Annotated in this window: 18 protein-coding genes; 2 read left to right on the top strand and 16 right to left on the bottom strand. The window is 43.8% G+C overall.

Annotated features, from left to right (window positions below; translation table 11 throughout):
* Positions 1-50 precede the first annotated feature (50 nt).
* The 16 genes from V7654_RS02415 to V7654_RS02490 all read right to left on the bottom strand — a co-directional run bounded on the left by V7654_RS02415 (position 51) and on the right by V7654_RS02490 (position 17679).
* On the bottom strand, positions 51-1985 hold the full coding sequence (locus tag V7654_RS02415; RefSeq protein WP_335428192.1) for a S8 family peptidase: 1935 nt from the start codon (positions 1983-1985) through the stop codon (positions 51-53).
* Positions 1986-2152: 167 nt separating this feature from the next.
* On the bottom strand, positions 2153-3571 hold the full coding sequence (locus tag V7654_RS02420; protein WP_335428193.1) for an N-acetylmuramoyl-L-alanine amidase: 1419 nt from the start codon (positions 3569-3571) through the stop codon (positions 2153-2155).
* A 382-nt stretch (positions 3572-3953) separates the two neighbouring features.
* Positions 3954-4322 carry a hypothetical protein gene (locus V7654_RS02425; protein ID WP_335428195.1) on the bottom strand — a complete coding sequence of 123 codons (369 nt, stop codon included), beginning with the start codon at positions 4320-4322 and terminating at the stop codon, positions 3954-3956.
* A gap of 167 nt (positions 4323-4489) precedes the next feature.
* Positions 4490-6169 (bottom strand): DUF4855 domain-containing protein, encoded by a 1680-nt coding sequence (locus V7654_RS02430; protein ID WP_335428196.1) that lies wholly within the window; start codon positions 6167-6169, stop codon positions 4490-4492.
* A 385-nt stretch (positions 6170-6554) separates the two neighbouring features.
* On the bottom strand, positions 6555-6929 hold the full coding sequence (locus V7654_RS02435; protein WP_335428197.1) for a hypothetical protein: 375 nt from the start codon (positions 6927-6929) through the stop codon (positions 6555-6557).
* Positions 6930-7115: 186 nt separating this feature from the next.
* On the bottom strand, positions 7116-8339 hold the full coding sequence (locus V7654_RS02440) for a phosphopentomutase (protein ID WP_335428199.1): 1224 nt from the start codon (positions 8337-8339) through the stop codon (positions 7116-7118).
* A gap of 2 nt (positions 8340-8341) precedes the next feature.
* Positions 8342-9502 (bottom strand): YhfX family PLP-dependent enzyme, encoded by a 1161-nt coding sequence (locus tag V7654_RS02445; protein ID WP_335428201.1) that lies wholly within the window; start codon positions 9500-9502, stop codon positions 8342-8344.
* 81 nt (positions 9503-9583) lie between these two features.
* On the bottom strand, positions 9584-10714 hold the full coding sequence (locus V7654_RS02450; protein WP_335428202.1) for an aminotransferase class V-fold PLP-dependent enzyme: 1131 nt from the start codon (positions 10712-10714) through the stop codon (positions 9584-9586).
* Positions 10715-11632, bottom strand: a complete 918-nt coding sequence (locus tag V7654_RS02455) for a phosphotriesterase family protein (protein ID WP_335428204.1) — start codon at positions 11630-11632, stop codon at positions 10715-10717.
* Positions 11633-11824: 192 nt separating this feature from the next.
* Entirely contained in the window at positions 11825-13117 is a 1293-nt protein-coding gene (locus V7654_RS02460) for a YhfT family protein (protein ID WP_335428205.1), read from the bottom strand.
* A 21-nt stretch (positions 13118-13138) separates the two neighbouring features.
* Positions 13139-13501 (bottom strand): DUF2620 domain-containing protein, encoded by a 363-nt coding sequence (locus tag V7654_RS02465; protein ID WP_335428207.1) that lies wholly within the window; start codon positions 13499-13501, stop codon positions 13139-13141.
* Positions 13498-13878, bottom strand: a complete 381-nt coding sequence (locus tag V7654_RS02470) for a PRD domain-containing protein (RefSeq protein ID WP_335428209.1) — start codon at positions 13876-13878, stop codon at positions 13498-13500. The genes V7654_RS02465 and V7654_RS02470 overlap by 4 nt, the downstream gene beginning before the upstream one ends.
* 68 nt (positions 13879-13946) lie before the next feature.
* On the bottom strand, positions 13947-14879 hold the full coding sequence (gene yhfZ / locus V7654_RS02475) for a GntR family transcriptional regulator YhfZ (RefSeq protein WP_335428211.1): 933 nt from the start codon (positions 14877-14879) through the stop codon (positions 13947-13949).
* 259 nt (positions 14880-15138) lie between these two features.
* Positions 15139-15294 (bottom strand): hypothetical protein, encoded by a 156-nt coding sequence (locus V7654_RS02480; RefSeq protein WP_335428212.1) that lies wholly within the window; start codon positions 15292-15294, stop codon positions 15139-15141.
* A 415-nt stretch (positions 15295-15709) separates the two neighbouring features.
* Positions 15710-17026, bottom strand: coding sequence for a short-chain fatty acid transporter (locus tag V7654_RS02485; protein ID WP_335428213.1), 1317 nt, complete (start codon positions 17024-17026; stop codon positions 15710-15712).
* A gap of 167 nt (positions 17027-17193) precedes the next feature.
* Positions 17194-17679, bottom strand: coding sequence for a C40 family peptidase (locus V7654_RS02490; protein WP_335428215.1), 486 nt, complete (start codon positions 17677-17679; stop codon positions 17194-17196).
* An 819-nt stretch (positions 17680-18498) separates the two neighbouring features.
* On the opposite strand from V7654_RS02490, the gene V7654_RS02495 reads away from it, so the two are divergent.
* Positions 18499-19065 carry a sigma-70 family RNA polymerase sigma factor gene (locus V7654_RS02495; protein ID WP_438825243.1) on the top strand — a complete coding sequence of 189 codons (567 nt, stop codon included), beginning with the start codon at positions 18499-18501 and terminating at the stop codon, positions 19063-19065.
* Complete coding sequence (locus V7654_RS02500; RefSeq protein WP_335428219.1) at positions 19010-20152, top strand: DUF4367 domain-containing protein; 1143 nt, start codon at positions 19010-19012, stop codon at positions 20150-20152. Before V7654_RS02495 ends, V7654_RS02500 begins: the two co-directional genes overlap by 56 nt.
* Positions 20153-20377: the final 225 nt, after the last annotated feature.

Consider the following 20377-nt stretch of genomic DNA (forward strand, 5'->3'; position numbering starts at 1 on the left):
GGGTCAGACCCCCAGCGCTCCAACGCGTTATTGCTTTAGTGTGTAACTAACTATTTCAAGTCTGGGTTTGCTGCTTTGGACAGGAAGACGGAGTAGTTGGATTTGAGCATTTTTTCTGTTGGTTTGAAGGTTCCGTCTGGGTATCCTGTTGTGATTTTGGCTGCTGCCAGGTTATAAATTTGCTGGTAGCCGGCCATTCCTGCTGGTACGTCGGTGAAGCTGCCGGTTGGTGCTTTAGTGAGGCTGTATGCTTTTGATAGCATAATGGCCATTTCCGCACGGGTTACGAAATCGTTCGGACGGAAGGTACCATCAGCTCGGCCGCTGATAATTCCGCGCTCGACCGCTGATTGGATATAGCCCGATGCAAAGCTGCTGCTTGGCACATCGCTGAACTTGGTCGACCTTTGCTTACCATCCAATCCTAACGCTCTTCCCATCATCGCCACAGCTTCGGCGCGAGTGACATATTTAGATGGCTGCAGACGGTTTGATGCGTCCCCTTTTAAGATGCCCGCAGAGTATAGGTACATCATGTTTCGGCTGTACCAGGCTGAGTTGGTCAGGTCAGGTATTGCCGGACTGCTTAGCGAGACCGTTTCATCATCTTTTTTATCCATGAGTATGGATCCGTTCGCCCATGGATAGATCGTATACTTTATGTCGCCCTTTGTTCCGTAGTCTTCAAAGGTTGTACTAGCAGCGTTATTAGCAATCAATTTTCCATCACGGTAAATAGAGTAAGCCTGATATTTTTCCAAAATCGGCTGCATATTCAATTTGAAGGAACCATTGCCGGTGCTTGCCAATGTGATTGGCGCTTGTGCGTTTTCAACTGGAACAGTGTCTGTCTGGATAAGTCCGTAGCCGTATAAGCGATCCCTGCCGGCAATTCCAAGATCCTTCGCATTTTTTTGTAAAAGCGAACGGATTTGCTCATTCGTGTAGCTCGGGAATTTTTCTTTATAAAGAGCTGCCATCCCGGCTACAAACGGAGCCGCCATTGAAGTCCCGCTCATCGTCCCATAGCCTGCGGCCGCCACACGTGTTGGAAGAGTAGAATAAATCATATCGCCTGGTGCCGAAAGCTCAATTTCTGCGCCTGTTGCTGATGTCGATGCTCTGCGATTGTCTGATTTTACAGAAGCCACTGCAATGACACTTGGGAATTTACCAGGGTACATGACCGTTTCATCGCTTCCAGATAAGGTCCCATCATTACCCGCAGCCGCAACGACGATGATTCCATTGGCATTCGCTTTATCTACCATCGCTTTGATTCCCATGTCAGGGTACTCTGTCGTTAAACTCATGTTGATGATATTGACACCCTTGCGTATGGCCCAGTCGATCCCCGCCATAATCGTGGAAGTTGTGCCATCTCCATTTCCATCGAGCGCTTTAACCGCATAAATTTCCGCGTCGGGAGCAACACCGACAATGCCGATGTTGTTATTTTTAGCGGCGATGATGCCGGCCACATGCGTCCCATGCCCATTTTCATCGATATAGCCATGATCGCAAGCGTCCGGACTAATGGAATCATCAAGGGTACATGTTCCATCCTTTACCGTCAGGTCCTGATGGTTTGAATCGACACCTGTGTCAATTATGGCGATTTTCACGCCTTTTCCTGATAAAGTGGATGGCACCTTCGCAGGAATATTGATGTTAGCGTGAGCCCAAGGGGTGGTCTGCGCACTTCCCTCAAATTTATTTTCCGCTTGAAAACTGCTGACCAGGCCGAGTGCACGCAGGCCTTCCAGCTTTGATTTTTCCATTACAACGGTTGCTGCATTAACTGCCGAGTAGGACTGGACGATTTCACCGCCATTTTTCTCAATCAGCTCAGTGTTCAATGGATTTGTAAAAAATACTATGTAACGTTCTTGCTCAGCCTGCATTTCAACTGTCGAAGCAAAGGTTGGGGCAGCCGCCGAGGTCATCAATAATGAGGTCAGTAATACTGCAATCATCTTTTTCATGCTAATTCCCCGTTTCTAAAGCTGTTTTCGTAAGGTTGACCTGGATTTTCTTATATGTGATACACGAGAACCGTCCCCATGTTCCCATTTTTCAATATAAGAAAAGGAGTCTACTATTCAGACTCCTTTCCTATTTTAATAGGTTCTTATTTTAAATCATAGAGTAATTAATTTACAACATTGTATAAGTATGAGACGTTATAGCCTTTTGCTTTGTAGTAATCGAGGACTCCAAGGTAGATCGCTTCTGCTGCTTCCTGGCGCCACCATGATGAAGCGAGTTTCAGGTTATCGGCCTTGTTATCAATGAATCCAAGTTCCACTAGTACTGCCGGCATGGTATTCTCCCTGATGACATGGAAATCGCCATGGTCAATGCCGCGGTCTTGTGTGTTCCATGCTGCTACCAAACGGTTTTGGATCGCTTGTGCGAGCTTTTTGCTGTCAGAGTAATATGGATTTTCATAGGCAGAATTATAGTAATAGACCTCTGTACCATTTGCTGAACCATTTAGCGCATTTGCATGGATGCTGACGAAAGTATCTCCGCCTACACTCTTCGCCAGGCTGACTCGCTGCGAAAGTGTTAAATAAACATCCGTTTCTCTAGTTAATTTATAAGAGAATGGCGTTTTAGCGAGAAGAGCTTTTACCTTCAACGCTGTATCAAGTACCACTGCCTTTTCCTGAAGTCCAAGGCCGCTCGCACCTGGGTCATGTCCTCCATGCCCTGGATCGATGACGATCATCTGTGAGGTTAATGGACTTGGTGCTGATGCCGGCAGCGGCGGGTTCATGAAGGATGGATAAGAGCCTGTTAAAAAATCTCCGCGTACAAGTCCTTCAACAGATCCTGAACGGATGAATATCCAATCACCCACTCGGTAAGCTGCTTCTACCTTTGTTCCATCTGAGAGCGATGCAACAGAAGCGAAGTTTGTTGATGGACCTGTGCGGACGTTTAATGTATCGCCTCCAGCTTTAACTTGAAGGTCTCCTCCGAAATTCACCTGAGCATTAATGCGATATTTATAATTCACCGCTCTCGCTAAAAAGATAGAGAAATCTGCTCGTTTAATCTTTAACTCGTAACCGAAATTACTAGACGTAATCCCCTGTGCAATTCCTTTTTCCATCAGCTTTTTGGCTGCCGATACTGTATCAGTACCGCCATATCCGAATGCCCTGTTGATCAATATGGCCATTTCGCCACGTGTGACTGGATTTTCAGGTCTGAACGTTCCATCCTGGTAGCCTGAAATTACACTTTTCTCTGCTGCTGACTGTATGTAGCCTGAAGCAAAACTTCCACTGTCGACATCCTTAAACCAAGTTACACGCTTTGTTCCATTGAGGCCCAGCGCGCGACCAAGCATTGTTGCTGCTTCAGCCCGGGTTACTTCTCGATTGGGGTAAAAATAACCCCCTGTTCCATTGACTATATTTCCACCGGCAAGGTAACTAACTTCTGGATAAGCCCGATGCGTACTGTTTAGATCATAAAAGGAAACAGCCGCTTCGGAGCTTTTCGCTGTGAATGGCAGAATCAACAAAGCTAGTAAAATACTTATGACAAATCGCTTCATTCTCGTCTGCTCCTTTCGTCTTTTTTCTACATTTTAACACATGGAAATGGTGCCTGAATCATCCAATTTAGCTATAAAAAGGGGAAACTTGTTACAGAAATTAGGAGATTACGAGCGAATTACTGATTTATCAACGTTTTTTGGCGAAATAACTGGAATAAATTACATGTTTCATATTGTTTGATTTTGGGGAAAGAAGTAATTTTGGAGTAGTTGGAAGAGTATGGGTTAAAATTTTACAGGATTTTCTTTTAAAAATGCGACATATAGGCTATAAAATTTTGGTGGTGGGTGGCTAAATTACTAGGCTGATTGCTGACAGAAAAAGGGAAGGTGCAGTCACCTCCCCATTTTAGAATAAATATATTTTTAACCTAATAGTCTAATCAATGTTAATTTCATAATTAGACACGCGATTTCCTTCATCAAACCATATGATCAGCCATTCCCTATCGATACTGATTAAGCCACCCTCGTCACCTAATAGGTAAACGATGTTGTCAGATTCCTTAAAATAACTATTTTCCGGCTGCCCTAAGAGCTTAACTATTTTTGATTTTGACATTCCTTTTAACTCCGTGTTGGATAATAAGTCACTTACCATATCCCGTCGATCATCGGGATTACTAGTCCATGTTTTCGGGTCGAATTTTTCCGGTTTTACAGAATGGATAACAAAAAGCACCAAACCTCCAATGAAAAGCCCATTCACTAGTAAGGTTATCAAGATAATTTTTAATGACTTTTTCATATGTAATGTCCCTCGATTTATCATTTTCACCTTAAGATAGCCTGACCTGCTCGTTTCAAAATTCGTTTTTCTAAAAGAGGAAATCATGTCACGATGAGAAGAAACCAATTACCAGCTGAAGCATTCTTCAAAGGCATAAAAAAGCAAGGTGGCAGGCACCTTGCTTTTTATTGGTACGCCAAGCTGCTCAACAGCTGATAGGCTTGGTAGTAGGATGGCTGGTTCCAGTATTTCACCATTCGGTCGACCATGCCCACACCCTCGTAGACGATCAGAGATTGGCCTGGCAATCCATAGCGGTGAGCCATGTCGATGTATTGCCTAAAGTTCTGCAGCCCTGCTTCCATTTGATAAGGGCCATATTGGTCTATTTCGAGATTGATCCCACTCCCATAGATTTGCGCCTGAAGGAAGGCTCTGTGAAGGCGGGCCGGTGTGTCCGTTAGTTTTAGCCTGAATGCATTCGGCTGAAGATAAGCTCCGTCAAATCCGTAATTTTTCCAATGCTGAAAATTGGATGATGTCGCATGCGGCGAATAAATAAAATACTTGTTGTTATCGTGAATCTTATCAGCAATATCGTTTATAAGCTTCTCGTCCTCGCGGTGTCCCATCGTTTCACTTAACCAGTAGTACCCCTTGAAGTTAAGATTTGTATATCCGGCGACATCCCACAGCATTTCAGTTTGATCAATGTACCAGGCAACTAATTTTTCGCGCTCGGCCATTGAGTTTGGATGCTCCTTGCCTTCAAGGTCGACAATGGTTCCGCCCATTTTCGGGTACGGAATCGTGATATAAACATTCACTGTTTTTTGCAGGCCTTTTGCTGATTCGTTCAGATTTTTCAGAGCTCCATGGTCGGCAAATGTCTCATTAAGGTACCACCACCAATCAGAATAATTGGCATTATTTTTAGCGTGGACTCCAAATTCGCCTCCTGGATAGCTGCGGCCTAACAGGATAAAGGTATCAAACAATGTACCCCAGCTTCCATTCGGGGTTATGTACGGCCTAAAGAATTCTGGAGTGAACGGAATCGTGCGCTCCGCTCCATTATAAATCAGCGCTCCGTTGCGAATTCCAGTTTCGCTAAGTGCTCCTGTTTTTTCAGAATATGTAACGAGCGTATTACTCACAGGATGAACAGTCGCTTTTGGATAATTCAAAGCAAGGCTTATTGCCTCTTCCGCGTCTCTGACGGTGTGAAGCGTGACTCCATCCTGCTTGACGGTGTACTCCAATGGCTTATTGTAGATACGTGCCAGGAAAACCGAGAACTGGAGGCGGTCCACTGGAAGTTCCGGCCTAAATGTGCCGTCGCTGTATCCAGTGGTCACTTTATTGGCAGCAATAGCATCAATGTATGGATAGTTTGGATCGGTTAAAGGAATGTCTGTGAAAACCGATTGGCCTTTGCCCTGGTAATCGAACCCTGCCGCTATGGCACGCGCCATATCTTTCCTTGTCAATGGCTCATTCGGCTGGAATGCCCCGTTTTCGTTCAAGGCAAACATTCCTTTTTCGATGCCAGCGAGCACCTCGTTATATCCCCTAGTTGTCAGGAACATATCTGTAGGGACTGCTGCCGTCGGTTCAGCAGGAGCGTTCAACTGCATCGCCCGTCCCATCATGACTGCCGCATCGAGCCGTGTAATTGTATTGTTTGGCAAAAACTTGCCATCAAAGCCCATGATTACTTCCTTCTCCGTCAGAAAGCTTATGTCATGATAAGCCCAGTGGCTCCGGGTCAGATCCGAGAAGGCCGTTTCTGCAGCGCCGGCCTGTCCCGGAATCAGGCTGATCATTCCTGCCACACTCAATAATAAAGCTGCTAGTCGTTTCATAGTAAGTACCTCTTCTTTTACTGCTATTTTTATTGCTCAATAATGTAAGTATCGGCTGTACTTGTAAAATTTTAACACAAGACGAGTAATTTTTAGTATATTGTTTCCATATTTTACAGACGTATGAAAGCAGGGTAAGGTTTCATATATTGGAAAGATATTATTTTGAAATACTCATGTTGTTAATAAAAGATTGATTTAGAGGAAGGTTTAGCAGGGGAGGGATTAGATTGATGAATAGTAAAAAGGCAGCCCCCATACTGCTGGGACTGCCTTTTTTAGAAATATATATGGCAAGCTTCATGATTTTACATGAAAGTAATGATGTATTGAGTTAATCAATCGTATTGCACTGCTTTTTTATATTTCTGCTCTTTAAATGAGCTTAGTTTTTTTGCGTATCGACGATATACTTTGCTTCCATTTTGCAAGAGTAATCGAATTCTTTGCCTTGCTGCTGCTGCAGCTTTTCAATCTCTTCAATTTGTTCCTGAGTAGGTTCTTCATTGAAGATTTTTTCGATTGTTTCATTGATCTTTGCGGCGAGTTCTTCATGAAAGACAGGATCAGCCTTCGTTTCCTCACTTAGCTGGCTGTACCATGATGAAGAGTTAATGATGTACTCACGCCATTCCTTGATAAAGTCCTCAAGGCTATACTTATTTTCATCCCAGCCAATTCTGCTCATATACTGCTCAAATGACTTTGAAATCGACCTGGAAATGCTTATTTTTACGCCTGGAGCAAGATCTTTTAACACTATTTAAGGAACCCCCTAAACACATACTGTACTGCACGAAAGTAACATAACTACCATATCATAACTCTCTACATAAATACAAATCGACTTTTTTCGCCGGTTTATGGGGGTCGTAATAGAAAAGTAGATTCATAGTACCCCGACGCTCCACCGCATTAACGTCCTGGGGGTCTGACCCCCAGGACGTTAATGCGGTGATGTGTTACTCTTTTTATTCCCATTTAGTATTTGATTGAGGAAGCTTGTGCCCTGGTTGGTTGGAGGCAGGTTGAAGAAGGCGCTCATGGTGGCTCCGATGTCTGCCATGGATTGGCGTGTGCCGATGTTAGTCTGTCGGACTTGCTTTCCGTAAATCATGATTGGCACGTATTCGCGTGTGTGGTTGGAGTGTCCGATTGTTGGGTCGTTTCCATGATCCGCCATGATGATGATGATGTCTTCCTCTTCCATTATGGGCAGGAACTTTTCCACCCATGCGTCTGTGTAATTCAGGATTTCCGCATACCATTCCGGGTCTTCCGCGTGTCCTGCCAGGTCTGTTTCTTGAACGTTGACCAGGAATGCTGCCTCGTCCTTCTCTGCTTCATACGTTTCCTTAAGGATCCTAAGCACTTCTTTCGTGTCCACGACTGGATATGCAGGACCTTCACCATGGAGCACATCTGCGGTTTTGCCTATTCTATAAACCTTCAGGCCGTTTCTCGCAGCGATCATCGGTAACTGTCCGTCGATATTCACGCCGTGACCCATATGATAGACATCATAGCCTTCCCCATACACTCTGGCTTTCGGGGCATCAACGCCCCATTGTCCCGGGTTCTTCTCCTTGACCACTGACAGAATATGCTCAAGTGAAGTCCGGGGACTTCCGAAGGCGATCACCCTGCTCGTATCAACGTTTTCCCTGACAATTCTGCCGACCTTTTTTAACTCTTCAAATGGCATTTTGTTAAAATCTGCACATAGATTGATAATGTTGCCAAGCGATGATTCAAGATTATCCCCTACTACACAGGCATCATTGACAACAAACACCGGACGGTCTGCCCACGGATAGCTGACCTGGTACCCTGCATGACCCAAGGCATCTGCCAATTTTCCATGAATGTCCTTCATCACCCTTTTCGTTGACTGTTTTGGACAGCTGCCGGCAATCTCCTGGTGTCCAAGATATGTATCAGCTCCATGATGGGCAAGTGCAGAGCGGCCATATGCGGTAAGCGGTGGTTCCGTACCATCAACGAGCGTTCCAAGGCCCAATCGATACATAGCCGGTATCTTCAGGCCAGGAACCGTTTCACGAATATGTTTATAAGTATTCGCCCTGCAATCTGCCGAATTGAACTCCCCGCAATCATCCATTGCCCCAATCCCGAAGCTGTCAATGACAAGCAAAATCAGCTTTGCCACCACTACCACTTCCTTTCAAAGTGGACGATTTCCGGCTTGCCGCTTTGGATTCCTTTTACAAGAGCAATGTGAGCTCGAGTAACGAATAGCTGAGTCCTGAATGCAAACACCGCTGTGTCGCCAATTTTTACAGAAAAAGCTTCTGGCTTGCCGATTCGACCATAATAGTCAATCGCTTCTGGTGAAACTTCATACGCTGGTACTGAGCACTCCAAAATATCCGCGTCATTGTCCGCCACAAGGCAGCCTGTAATATTAGAGCGGCCATAGTATCCCCCGCCGATGACATAGTAATAGTCCTTATCCTCATGCGATACTTCTGTTACATAAATCACGGCGGGCTTTTCCGGCAAATCTCGATAAGCATGCAGTGGTGTTGTCCCTGTCAACGCATGTCCCGGCTCTCCATGAGTAATTCCGCTTTTTGCTAAAAACGGAATCGTTTCGCAGCTGGTTGCGCTTGGCCCGTTCACTTGGTCAACCGCAAATCCATGCTCCTCAAGGATTTGCTTTGCTTTTAATAATGTGTAGAAATTCTCAGTCGGCTCCATATCCTCCTTGCTTGATGCAAGCTGGAAGTTCGGGAACGTCGTTACGCCGGCTACCCGAATTCCCGGGAGTGCGGACAGTTCGGTAAGCTCAGCAGAAAGGTCCTCCAGCATGAAACCTCCCTCCTGCCCCGGGTAAATAAGGTCCTGAGCTCCATAAACTTTAACAAGGATGTCCTGTACTTTTCCTTGCTTAACCGCTTCCTCAGACACCTGCTTGGCTCGCTCTGTGGAAAAAATGGTGACCACTTCGGGATTCCACGATAAAACCTCACTCCACTGATTTTTTCCGGGCTGGACAAGATGTCCGATATTGCCGATTTTAACGCCAGCTTCAAACAGTGTTTTTCCTTCATCAAATTCAACAGCGACAGCTTTTTCAATGCCATTCTCGGAAATCATCATCCCGATTTGCGGCAATCTTCCCAGCTGCTTGCTCATAAAATAAAGCTGGATTCCATAAGCATTTGCTGTTTCCGCAAGCACCTTAACGTTTTCCTGTAAAATATCCATATCGATCACATACGTATTCGGCGGAATCTGCCCCTTCTGATGCAGCGTCACGCCCGCCTGGATCAACTTTGGATTCCTTCTTTTTGTCACATCTAAAAACACGAAGCTCCCCCCTTTAACATGGGATTCTTTGGTGTAGGCTGTTTTCGATTTTTTTATAAAACCAGCTTTCCGCATTTAAAATTAGTCCAGCTGGGCTGCCGGGATTACTTTTTTCAAAATATCGATGATCGTTTCCGCACCGGCCTTCATCGGATTGATTCGCAGTCCGTATTCCTTCAGCTGAGGCTGTGCCTCGATAAAGCTTCCAGATACGCGATAGATCATCGGGATAATTTCATATTTAGATTCGGCACCAACTGGGTGTGTGGCTGCCCCGTTGCTATCACTTAAAGCAATGACCTTCTGCGCAACTGGCATTTCCAGCTCAACGATGACGTTTTTCGATTGGGCATTTGTCATGTACGCCGCCTTAATTCCCGGCACTTCTCCTTCATTTAAACGCTTGCAAAGCTCCTCGACCTGCTCGTTCTGAATAGCCAGTGAGACAGGTGCAAAGGTCATCATCCTCAGAAGCTCCATCGCTTCATATCCTTGGACTTGTCCGCCGCCTGAATAATTCCGTTCATGAATGACGTCCAGCCCGGCTTTTTTCCCGACAATGATGGCCACACCTTCCGGACCAAGCACCTTGAACCCTGAAAAAGTGGAATAATCCGCGCCGTATTCCACGCCGATTCCTTTGGTTTTGAAGGCGCAATAATTATCATCGACCACAATCGGCAGGTCAGAACGTACTGTTTTTACCGCCTGGATTACTTCTTTTAAATGGTAGGTATCGGTCGGCTGCTGGCGCGCATGCTGAATGTAAAACACTTTTGCATCCGTATTCATGACCGCTTCCTTTACTGAAGCGAGCTCGTTAAAATCGACTTTCTCCGTCTGGATGCCAAGGATACGGATTGTCTCTTTCGTTGTTGTGTAAACTGGAGCAGAGTGAATGAGCATTTTATCGCCAGCTGAAAGCAGCGTGCTCAACACAATGCGGATCGCTCCAGTCCCTGCGCCTCTTACAAGTGCACATTCTTCCGTTTCAAAAAAGTCCGCAATCGCGCGTTCCACCCGATATGTTTGCTCAGGACGCTTCCACTTTGGCGACACGCCCAAGTCCCCCATCGATAAAAATTGCTTTCCTTCAAAATGCCGGCTCATCATATGGACAAGCTTGAATTGCAGTGTTTTTGCTTCTTCAATAGACAGACTCGGCAAAACCGATTCTGCGTATTTCAATTTCTTCGCATCATAGCTAGACATTTACGATCTCTCCTTTATGGTAAAAGCCCTTGCTGGATTTGAGATCAATAATTGATCAATCGTTTCCTGGGTAACACCTTGCCCCCGTAGCTTCGGAATGAAATCTCTCAAGACGAGTCCGTATCCGGGACCGCCGTGCTTTTTCCAGTGTGATTTCCTCGTCAGGTCAGCGGATAACAGGATTTGTTTTTCAAAGCCTCGCTTGATGAATTCAAGTAAAAACTCTGCCCGCTCCTCATCTGGCCGGTAATTATTTTTTCCGATCGTGTCAAAATCAATATAGACCCCGGTTTCTAGGACAGCCAATACTTCATCAAAATTAGGATTCAAGTCCTGATGCCCAATAATGATTTGTTCGGTTGAAAGCCCTTGCGCTGTCAGGAGCTGAACCTGTTCATAGCCGAGTGTCCCAAGAGTGGTATGGGTCGTCACGGGCAGACCCGTCTCCTTGCCAGCAAGCGCAGCGCCAATCAGCAGTTCCCGCTCAATCGGCTTGATTTCATTTTTACTTGTCCCGACTTCACCGATGACTCCAGGCAAGATCCCTGTCCCATCGATTCCTTCTGTGGCTTCTTTGATAAAATGCTCTGCAAATTGGGCAGCGGTCCAATTTTGAGCATATTCCGGTATGAACGGATCCTTATAAAAACCAGTGCAGGCAATGATATGGACGCCCGATTTTTCACTGAGCCGCTTTAGCCGCAGTACGTCACGGCCCATTCCATCATTCGTCACCTCCACCATGGCCATGCCGCCTTCTAGATGGAAATACTCCAATTCCTCGAGCATGCCAGGCTCATCGTCTAAAATGGTATCCGGATCCTTTTTTATCCTCGAAAGATCGATCGACAAATGCTCATGCACCGAGCAAATCCCAAGATCCTCCGGCCTGATTTTACCTAAAACAGTTTGGATCATCCTGCTGCACTCCATTCTTATCGAAGTTTTTCCATAGACGAGTAGCTACTAATAAGTCCTCTCAAATTATTGAGTTATCAGCAGCTACTTTGGGGTTATTTTATTGAGGGACTTTTTGAGTCCCAAAGGTTATTTTGTGAGCAAAATTGATTGTGGCTTTGCAGAATCGCCATATATCCAACCACACTTTGATTACTGCGGAATCACCATAAGTCCCAATGCAACCAGGATGTTTGCGATGATACCAACAGCGATTGCGCCCACAGGCCCAACTGCCATACGGACGATTGGGCGGCCCGCTACTTCATTCAGCAGGTAGAAGCCTGCGATAAAGAAGAAGCCAAATCCAGGAGCGATCGTGTTTGCTGCATTCGCACCGCCGATTAATAGAGCGACTTCGAGAATCTTTGTCATGGCGCTGCGGATATTTTCGCCAGAATTACGGACTCCAGGGTATTTATCTAGGAATCTAGCGATAGAGCTTAATAGCATGACTTCTCCGAAAATGATAATGACTCCGCCAATCAATGCTACCCAAACATTAGGTGAGAAAAGTCCAACAACGAAAATCAATGTGAAACCAACCGGGCTGTAAACACCCGTTGCGATTGCTGTACTTGCTACGAGCGGGATGAATCCCAGCGCACGGGCTGCAGCCGCGATTCCAGCGTCTGTATTTTTACCTTCAGCTAAAAGGTTCAGGGAAATCGGATCCCCTGCCATTACTGCAAGATTAGTAGCAGCGGCAATCAAGCCGCCGATGATCATGAAATAAACGACATTGCCCCTGATTTTTGCTACTTTGTCACTGAAGACAGCAGCTAAATCAATCGATGAGCCTTCTTCACGCTTTTCCTTCATTGCAAAAACTAATAAAAAGATCATTCCAGTTATAAGTGCCATACCTTCTTGGTTCAATGTAATCGCTGTGCCTGAAACCATTAATAGCTTGCTTGTGTTAAGCCATACTGCTAACTGCCTTACAAGAGCCGATACCAAAAATGTGATTACCCCTTTTTTCACGCTGAATTGCATTGCAACTGCAAGCGCAGGGAAAGCCATGAACGCTACAACAACCGGTGCGCCTACCTGTCCCATTGCATCAAGGAAATTCAATGGCAGGTGGTCAAACAATTTTACAAAACCTTCAAGCCCTACAAGCAAGCCAGCACCATATGCTCCGCCAATCACAGCTGCAGCTGGTGTTCCCCATTTATTTTTCGGCGTTAAAAGACCGATAATATCCGTTCCTAGCAAAATACTATGGACGAGGATGATACTCGCGGACAGCGTGAATGGTATCCCGAAGCCGATTACAAGTCCAAAGCTCATTGCAAATGCCGTGAAAGCTAGATCTCTTCGGGTAAGGGTTCCCTCTACGTGCTCCGAAACGATTGGCCGCAGTCCATCATTAAATACAGCAATATTTCTGTTTGCCAATACTGCTGCGACAGCACCGATCAAGACGATAAAAATCATTTCCATCTTTATTTTCCCCCTGCCTATTTATTCGTTTTTATTTTTTATAGCTTCTAAGATCATTGGTACTGCTGCTTCCTTATGGTCAGCTGTAAAACCGAATGCCACTTTACCTTCTGAGACAGCGCTTACAACCTTCTGTGTATCAGGCTTCCTTCCAGGCATGGAGACGGTCTCGCATTTTGGCTTTCCAACCAGGGCAATAGCCATTGCGAGCGCTCCTCCGCCGCCTGTATGGCAGGCACCAAGATAGTAATCAACTTGTCCAGTTTTAAGAGCCATTGCTGCATCAAGGTCGGATTTAATGACAGTCTCAATGCTGCTGTCAAATTCCTTTACTAAACTTTCAATCTCTTTTTTGTCAACTTGTCCGCCAATTACTATTTTCATTCGTTGTTTCCTCCTTCATTTTGCTGATATACATTTGAGTAATGAATCATTAAATAGTCCAGTTCTTCCGTTGGCAAAATACTTCCGTAAAGATTTTCGATAAAATTAACTTGTTGCACCACTTCTGAATAATACATAGATGTTTTTAATTCAGTGAGGATTTCAGGCATTGGAGCTCCGATTTCTTCACCCCTTTCAATTCTTGTAATTGCCGTTGACAGGTGGGTAAACAGCATCTCTGAATTTGGGATATCTTCAGTATGCAGAGCTTGCTGAAGATGTATGAATGCCCGGGTAGTAAGCTCAGCAGATCGAAAAGAAATGACATTGTTTTCAGCGAGGATTTTTAATCTTTCTTTTAATTGAATTAAGTTCATTTAGATTTTCCCTCCAGTATACAGTATTTAGTATATTAAGATTACAAAGAAACCAGAACTTCAGTTTCTTAGTAATGAGGATACTTTTTACCTGAGACTACTTCCTGCTGGATATGGATTACTTCCTTTGTGTCCAGCAGTTCAAGCTGCTCTTTTATTCTTGCACGGGATGTTTCTACGATCATTGCTGCTGTTGTTGCCTTTGCGGCAATTTCTCTTGCTTTTGGCGAATAAAAATCTGATAACGGGAAGGTTTGCAATGTTTTTTCTTCATCCGCATTCCACACGGCCGCATCGATGATTCCTTTCGTCAGCATCGAGAAAAGCTGCATATATCCGGCCTCTACGAGCTCAACCTTTTTTCCTTCACACTCCAGCAAAGTGATTTCAGCCTGGTCAACGGATGAATAGTCAATCCCAACCTTCATTCCATCTTCAATCTTTGAGAAGCGTTTATTTGAAAAAAAGATTTTATGGGAGGTTACATAGGATCCTGGACCGAATGTTTTATTGATTTCTAGACCTTCAAACTTTGTGATGGCTTCTTCTGCTGCTAGGAGCGACATGATGGCGAAGTCATAGCGTCTGGATTTAAGGGCTTCAACACGCGGAATTGCCCCTCTCATATAGGCAAGGCCAGTTCTTTTGTTGATTTTTTCAAGCATCTCGATAATTCCCGTTGCAAGCCCTTCATATTTACGCGAGTATGGCAGGGGCATAACGCCGATGACCGGGCCGATGCCAGCAATCTCGTAAAGCAGATTGAGGTCCCTTTTTAACAGGAATGTACCTAGATGCCCTCGCGATTCAAGCTTGATTGCCCGCATATCTTCAAGGACCTTCAAAGCCCCCTGGACCGTACCCCTTCCAAGTGCAAGCTTCTCCGTAAAATCACTTACCCGCGGAATCCTTTGTCCAGCGGAAATATCAATCAATTCCCTGGCGATATACCTAGCTGCTAAACCATTCTTAGAATATAAACTCTCATCAATTCGACTCATACCACACAACCTCGACATCAATATACAATTTTCTGTATATTAAGATTATAACGAACACAAATTCAATTAACAAGGGAAATTCATAATAAGAGAGATGAAGGCTTTTACGCACCAACGCGCCGGGGGTCAGACCCCCGGCGCGTTAATACTTTAAAGGACTGGGGGTCTGACCCCCGGCGGAGTAAAGCGGTAAAGGGATAAAATGTTGAGGTTCAAAAAAAAGCAAATGGCGGCTTCTAGGCGCATCCATTTGCTTTGTTTATCTTAATAGAGTATTTTTTAAGTCGTTTTTTAAGTCTTCGACTATTTTCTGCACTGTCATTTCTTTCTCGTTCATGCCTTTTTCATATGCTTTTTTTATTGCATCAAAAAAGAGTTCCTGATTATACTCCGCCTGTTTCATCTGTTGTTCCAATGACAAGGACCTCCTGAATTCAATATAAACATTTTATATAAAACTAGAATAATTGTAAATAGAATTCCAGTTAATATATTTGTGAACAATTTTCTACTATTATAGTAGAAGACCTTTTCATGCGTATTACAGTGAGGTTACAAATAACTGACCTGCTAGCTTCAAGGATTTAATAACTTTCTTGCTTTAATTTATGAAAATCAATTCTTAAAAGCCACTAATTTCACCTAATCTTCAAAAAATGGACTCTTAACCTCAAAGGAATCCAAGTTCAATCTATTTACCTCATTGAGCAAATAAATAAACATGGCAAATAACTGGATATACAAACTGCACCCAATTAACGCATTAACCCGCTGGGGGTCAGACCCCCAGCGGGTTAATGCGTTAGTGCGATGGGGCACAGCCTTCTTTATTAGTAGACGAATAACATGAGTACTGTAGTGAGTGCTCCAACCCAGATTGCGAGCAGGAAGCAATAACCCATGATATGACGGATATGAAGTCCGACGACACTTAGGATAGGCAGGGCCCAAAATGGCTGGATCAAGTTGGTCCAGGCATCTCCCCAGCCAACAGCCATGGCAATGGTTGCAGGGTCTACACCTAATGCCATCCCTGCAGGAACTTGAAGCGGTCCTTGAAGCGCCCATTGACCTCCGCCTGAAGGAGCTAGCATATTGACTACACCTGCTGACCAATACGTAAAGATATCAAACGTTTCTTTATTTGCCACTGATGCCATACCATCGATAATTGCCTGGCCAAGCCCAGAGCTTCCCAGCAATGCAATAATCCCTGCATAGAATGGGAATTGCAAGATGATTGGTGATGTAGAACCAGCAGCTTCTTTAAAAGCTTCTCCAAATTGCCCTAGGGACCTATGGAATAGAAGTCCGAGTGACAGGAACATGATATTGATTATATTTAAGTCTAAGTCACGGCCATTGATAAATTCGTTCACAACATAAATAAGACCTATTGCTCCTGTGAGGATTCCGAGGATCGGAGTTCTCTCCAATTTTAGCGCTGGAGTATTTTCCTCGACTTCATCCGTTTCCTTTTTCTTAGGTGAAACTTCTCTGGCAACATAAGGCTTAATGTTTGTCTTTGGAGCCATCAGACAGATGATTACCGGCATCGTTAGGAATAGAGCTAGAAAAATAATTATGGTTGAAAAGCTGAAGATGGTTTCGGATGTTGGGATTACCCCCATTACTTCTGCTAAAAAGTGATCCTTTGTTGCTACAGTCAAACCAATCGAGCTGGAAAGACCAGCGGTGTATAAAACCGTTGGCGAGTAGGCTGCGGCAACAAGAAGTGGAAAATGGGCATTTTGATTTCGCTTTCCGACTTCACGCACGAGAATTGCTCCAACTACAACTGCTAGACCCCAGTTAATGTAATAAGCAATAGCCGTAACAGTAAATGTTAAAACATATGCTTTATTCGGGGTGTTCGCAAGGGAGGCAAGAGATTCAAGTCCTCTTTTAACAAAAGGAACAGATGCTAATACCATACCTGTCATCAGGAGAAGAACCATCTGCATAGTGAATGCAAGATACACCCAGAAGCCATCCCCAAACGATTTCACCAGTGTGATCGGTTCCGCAGGATTGGTGAGAAAGCCAACAATAAAGACGAACAGAGTGAGAAGCACCGCTATGACGAAAGCATCAGGCAAAAAACGTTGTACTCCTCTTGATAAACGATCAGCAATTGAAGATAACAAAATATCACTCCTTTCTATTGTTTATACAGTATATTTTCACTTGCACAAAACATGTCCCAAAATATGGATTGCTGCTTGTAGTTCCCCTTTAACGCATTAACCCACTGGGGGTCAGACCCCCAGCGGGTTAATGCGTTAGTGTGTTGGGGAGTGCTCAGAACGTGCGTCTAATATTGTTTTAACACGCGTTTTGCCCCTACATATTTTGTTTTCCAGTATTTTGAGTCCATGGATTGAATGGAGACTCCCTTTGAGACTGTAACAGCGATGAAGTTGCCTTTTTCCAGATAGATCCCTACGAATGAAACGCCTTTACCGTTAGTATTAAAGAACACTAAATCGCCTTCTTGAAGATCCTTTATGGTCACGTTCTCGCCTACTTTATATTGTCCCTGAGACGTACGCGGCAACTTTATATGTGCAGCAGAGTCGTCATAGATAAATTGAGTGAAGCCAGATGCATCGAAACCTTGCTTTGGTGTCTTACCGCCCCACTTGTATTTCACACCTTTATAAAGCTTTGCTACCTCTGCTACCTCTTGACCCCAAGATACGCTCGCTTCTGCTTTTTGCTGCCATGTACCTAAGAAAACCATTGCCGCCAATGCAAATATTCCAAGCCCAATAAAAAACCGTTTTGCTACTGCATCCATTTTTCATGCCCCCGATTGTTTATATGTTTTGCTTTACACAATGTTAGTCGGAGGATTTTTACCTTTCGTTTCAAACTTTTGCACGACAATAAATTTGGCTTGTTTTTACAAATTCATGCCGAAAAAGATTGACTGAGCGTACTTTTCGTCTATCAAACTACCTTTAAGTACCTTCCCTAAGCTGAAATTCGACAAAATTCTACTTTTAGCTGCTAAGCATCTTGGTAATTTGTAGAAATTTAGTTTGTTTCATTTTTTAAAAAAGGCGGTATAAGAGGATTAAGAAAACAAAATCCAAAAAAATACATTACACTAAAGGAGTGTTTTAAATGAAAGTCAAAGCAGGAAGCTGGAGCATGTTAAGTCAGGAACAGAAACTAATGTTATTAGAAGTAATCAGCAATAAAGCACGAAAGCCAAAAGAAAATGATTAATAAGCATCGACTAAAAAACGGTGCCTGACTTCCAGCGCTTTAAGCTTCATCGCGACTGGGGTCAGGCACCGTTATTTTATTCCACAATCTCCGCCTCATTTTTTGATACACTATAAGGCAATTAATTTTTGCTCCTCTTATAAAAGCGATTCCTCCACCACCCATTAAAAGCTAGAAACCTCAAGAATAAATTCCCTTACAAAACCGTTTCACTTTAACACATCACCGCGCCGGGGGTCAGACCCCCAGCGAGTTAATGCGGTATAGTAATAAATCGATTTCCTATTTTTTATAATTTTGGTAAATTGATAAACTTATGTAAATGTTGTTCCGTCTAAATAGTAAACAATTGTGCATCATGTGTGCTAGGGAATGGGGTGAGATCATGGAACACCATGAAACGATTAATCAACTGATGACTGAACAGGGGACTCGGGTTCTTCATTTGGCTTATTCCTATGTCAGGAACAGGCAAACTGCTGAGGACTTAACACAGGAAATTTTTATTAAATGCTATGAGAAACTGGATACTTTTAAGGGCGATTCATCCCTTCATACATGGCTTTACCGGATTGCCTCGAACCATTGCAAAGACTATTTAAGGAGCTGGCACCATCGGAAGATTCACGTTAGCGGCTATTTATCTTCCCTTTTAACAGGTTCACAGGCTAGTCCGGAAAAACAAATCATGGATCAGGCTGAAAACCAGGAGCTTGCGGATGCTATGTTTCTGCTCCCTATGAAATACCGTGAAGTCATTTTCTTATTCTATTATCAGGAATGCTCACTAAAAGAAATCAGTGAAATCTGCAATCTAAACATTAATACTGTGAAATCACGCCTTACCAAAGCCAAGAACTTGTTAAAGGATCAATTAATAGAAAGAGGTGAGAATTATGGAGAACCAAATCAAGAATCTAAAGGAAAATCTCTCAAAGGGAGAATTGGCTGATTATATTTTTACCGAAAATATGAGGATGACTGTTCTTGAAAATACGAGTAGCCGTGCCAGCCGCAAAAGGTCTGGATTTGCCTTTTCGACTGTTGTTCCAAGGAGTTTAAGCTTGGCTGCTGTCCTGCTATTTTCAGTAGGTATATATTATATTGTCAACAACAGCCTGCAGGATCAGGCTAACCCTGTGCCTAATCCTGGACGTAGCCCTGATTCGGATTTAATTTTACCTCAGCCAGGAAATGATACAGAAATCGTTAAGGAAAAACCTACACTTGTGAATCCCTCCTATATTCCTGCGGGTTATGTTTTTAAATATACACGCACGAAAGAGAATACGTACGAGCATTTTTATGTAAAAGAAACCAATGAAAACGAATATTTCACTTACGGAATGCAGGAAGGTATGCCAGAAATTAAAGGTGAGTTGGAGAAAGAAATTGAACTGGCTGACGATTTAACAGGCCAGGTCTATCAAATTACTGAGGACCACCAAGTGCTAATGTGGCAAGATGAGGGCTTTTACCAGACCGTTGAGCAGTTTGGAGAAATGAGTGATATTGATTTTTATAAAATTGTGCAGTCTATATTAGAAGCTAAAGGACACACCGTGCTGCTGGATCAATATATCAGCGAGTTGGAAGGAGTTCAAAAGTCTGAAGAAGAGGCAAAAGCAAGAATGGCTTTTGACGAAGATAAGGCGGTCGCTTTACTAGAAAAATACAAAACCGTAATGGACGAGGCTTTTGCGGATTCCCATAACACCAATGATTTTAAATTCAAAGCGTATAACACGAAAGAAGATTTTTACGCATTATTTACAGATTTCGTGTCAAGGGAACAAGTCGAAGCTACTTTTAGTTTCAGGGTGAAAGAAAAGGCGGATGGCTTATACAACCTGCCTATGGATGGCCCACCCATTTTCTGGCCAGAGAACCCTTACCTTTTCGAAAAAATATCAGATACAGAATACCAACTGACCCAGTTCCAGGACAGCGACTTGAACGGAAAACAAAACCTCATTTTCCTATTCAAATACGAAACAGACAAATGGATCATCGAAGACATCCAAGTCATTCAACAATAATAAAGAACGCCAATGCAACATCGCATTAAAGCGCTGGGGGTCTGACCCCCGGCGCTTTAAAGTGTTAGAGCGACGGGCTGTATGACCCTCTTTTTATTATGCTGGAGTGATGACAAGCACTATGCTGCGGAGTATAATTGGAGCAAAAGGAGGTGAGAAAAATGGAGGAAATTCTACAGCAAATTATGAAACGATTTGATTCAATAGACAATCGTCTAGACTCTA

The sequence above is a fragment of the Bacillus sp. JJ1609 genome (assembly GCF_036967045.1).
Taxonomy (GTDB): domain Bacteria; phylum Bacillota; class Bacilli; order Bacillales; family Cytobacillaceae; genus Mesobacillus.

Bases quoted from the DNA above. Each gene is read 5' to 3' on its own strand.
- V7654_RS02500 (WP_335428219.1), top strand. From the start codon at position 19,010: ATGGAGAACCAAATCAAGAATCTAAAGGAAAATCTCTCAAAGGGAGAA.
- V7654_RS02490 (WP_335428215.1), bottom strand. From the start codon at position 17,679: ATGGATGCAGTAGCAAAACGGTTTTTTATTGGGCTTGGAATATTTGCA.
- V7654_RS02425 (WP_335428195.1), bottom strand. From the start codon at position 4,322: ATGAAAAAGTCATTAAAAATTATCTTGATAACCTTACTAGTGAATGGG.
- V7654_RS02460 (WP_335428205.1), bottom strand. From the start codon at position 13,117: ATGGAAATGATTTTTATCGTCTTGATCGGTGCTGTCGCAGCAGTATTG.
- V7654_RS02495 (WP_438825243.1), top strand. From the start codon at position 18,499: ATGGAACACCATGAAACGATTAATCAACTGATGACTGAACAGGGGACT.
- V7654_RS02455 (WP_335428204.1), bottom strand. From the start codon at position 11,632: ATGATCCAAACTGTTTTAGGTAAAATCAGGCCGGAGGATCTTGGGATT.
- yhfZ (WP_335428211.1), bottom strand. From the start codon at position 14,879: ATGAGTCGAATTGATGAGAGTTTATATTCTAAGAATGGTTTAGCAGCT.
- V7654_RS02450 (WP_335428202.1), bottom strand. From the start codon at position 10,714: ATGTCTAGCTATGATGCGAAGAAATTGAAATACGCAGAATCGGTTTTG.
- V7654_RS02470 (WP_335428209.1), bottom strand. From the start codon at position 13,878: ATGAACTTAATTCAATTAAAAGAAAGATTAAAAATCCTCGCTGAAAAC.
- V7654_RS02420 (WP_335428193.1), bottom strand. From the start codon at position 3,571: ATGAAGCGATTTGTCATAAGTATTTTACTAGCTTTGTTGATTCTGCCA.
- V7654_RS02430 (WP_335428196.1), bottom strand. From the start codon at position 6,169: ATGAAACGACTAGCAGCTTTATTATTGAGTGTGGCAGGAATGATCAGC.
- V7654_RS02415 (WP_335428192.1), bottom strand. From the start codon at position 1,985: ATGAAAAAGATGATTGCAGTATTACTGACCTCATTATTGATGACCTCG.
- V7654_RS02465 (WP_335428207.1), bottom strand. From the start codon at position 13,501: ATGAAAATAGTAATTGGCGGACAAGTTGACAAAAAAGAGATTGAAAGT.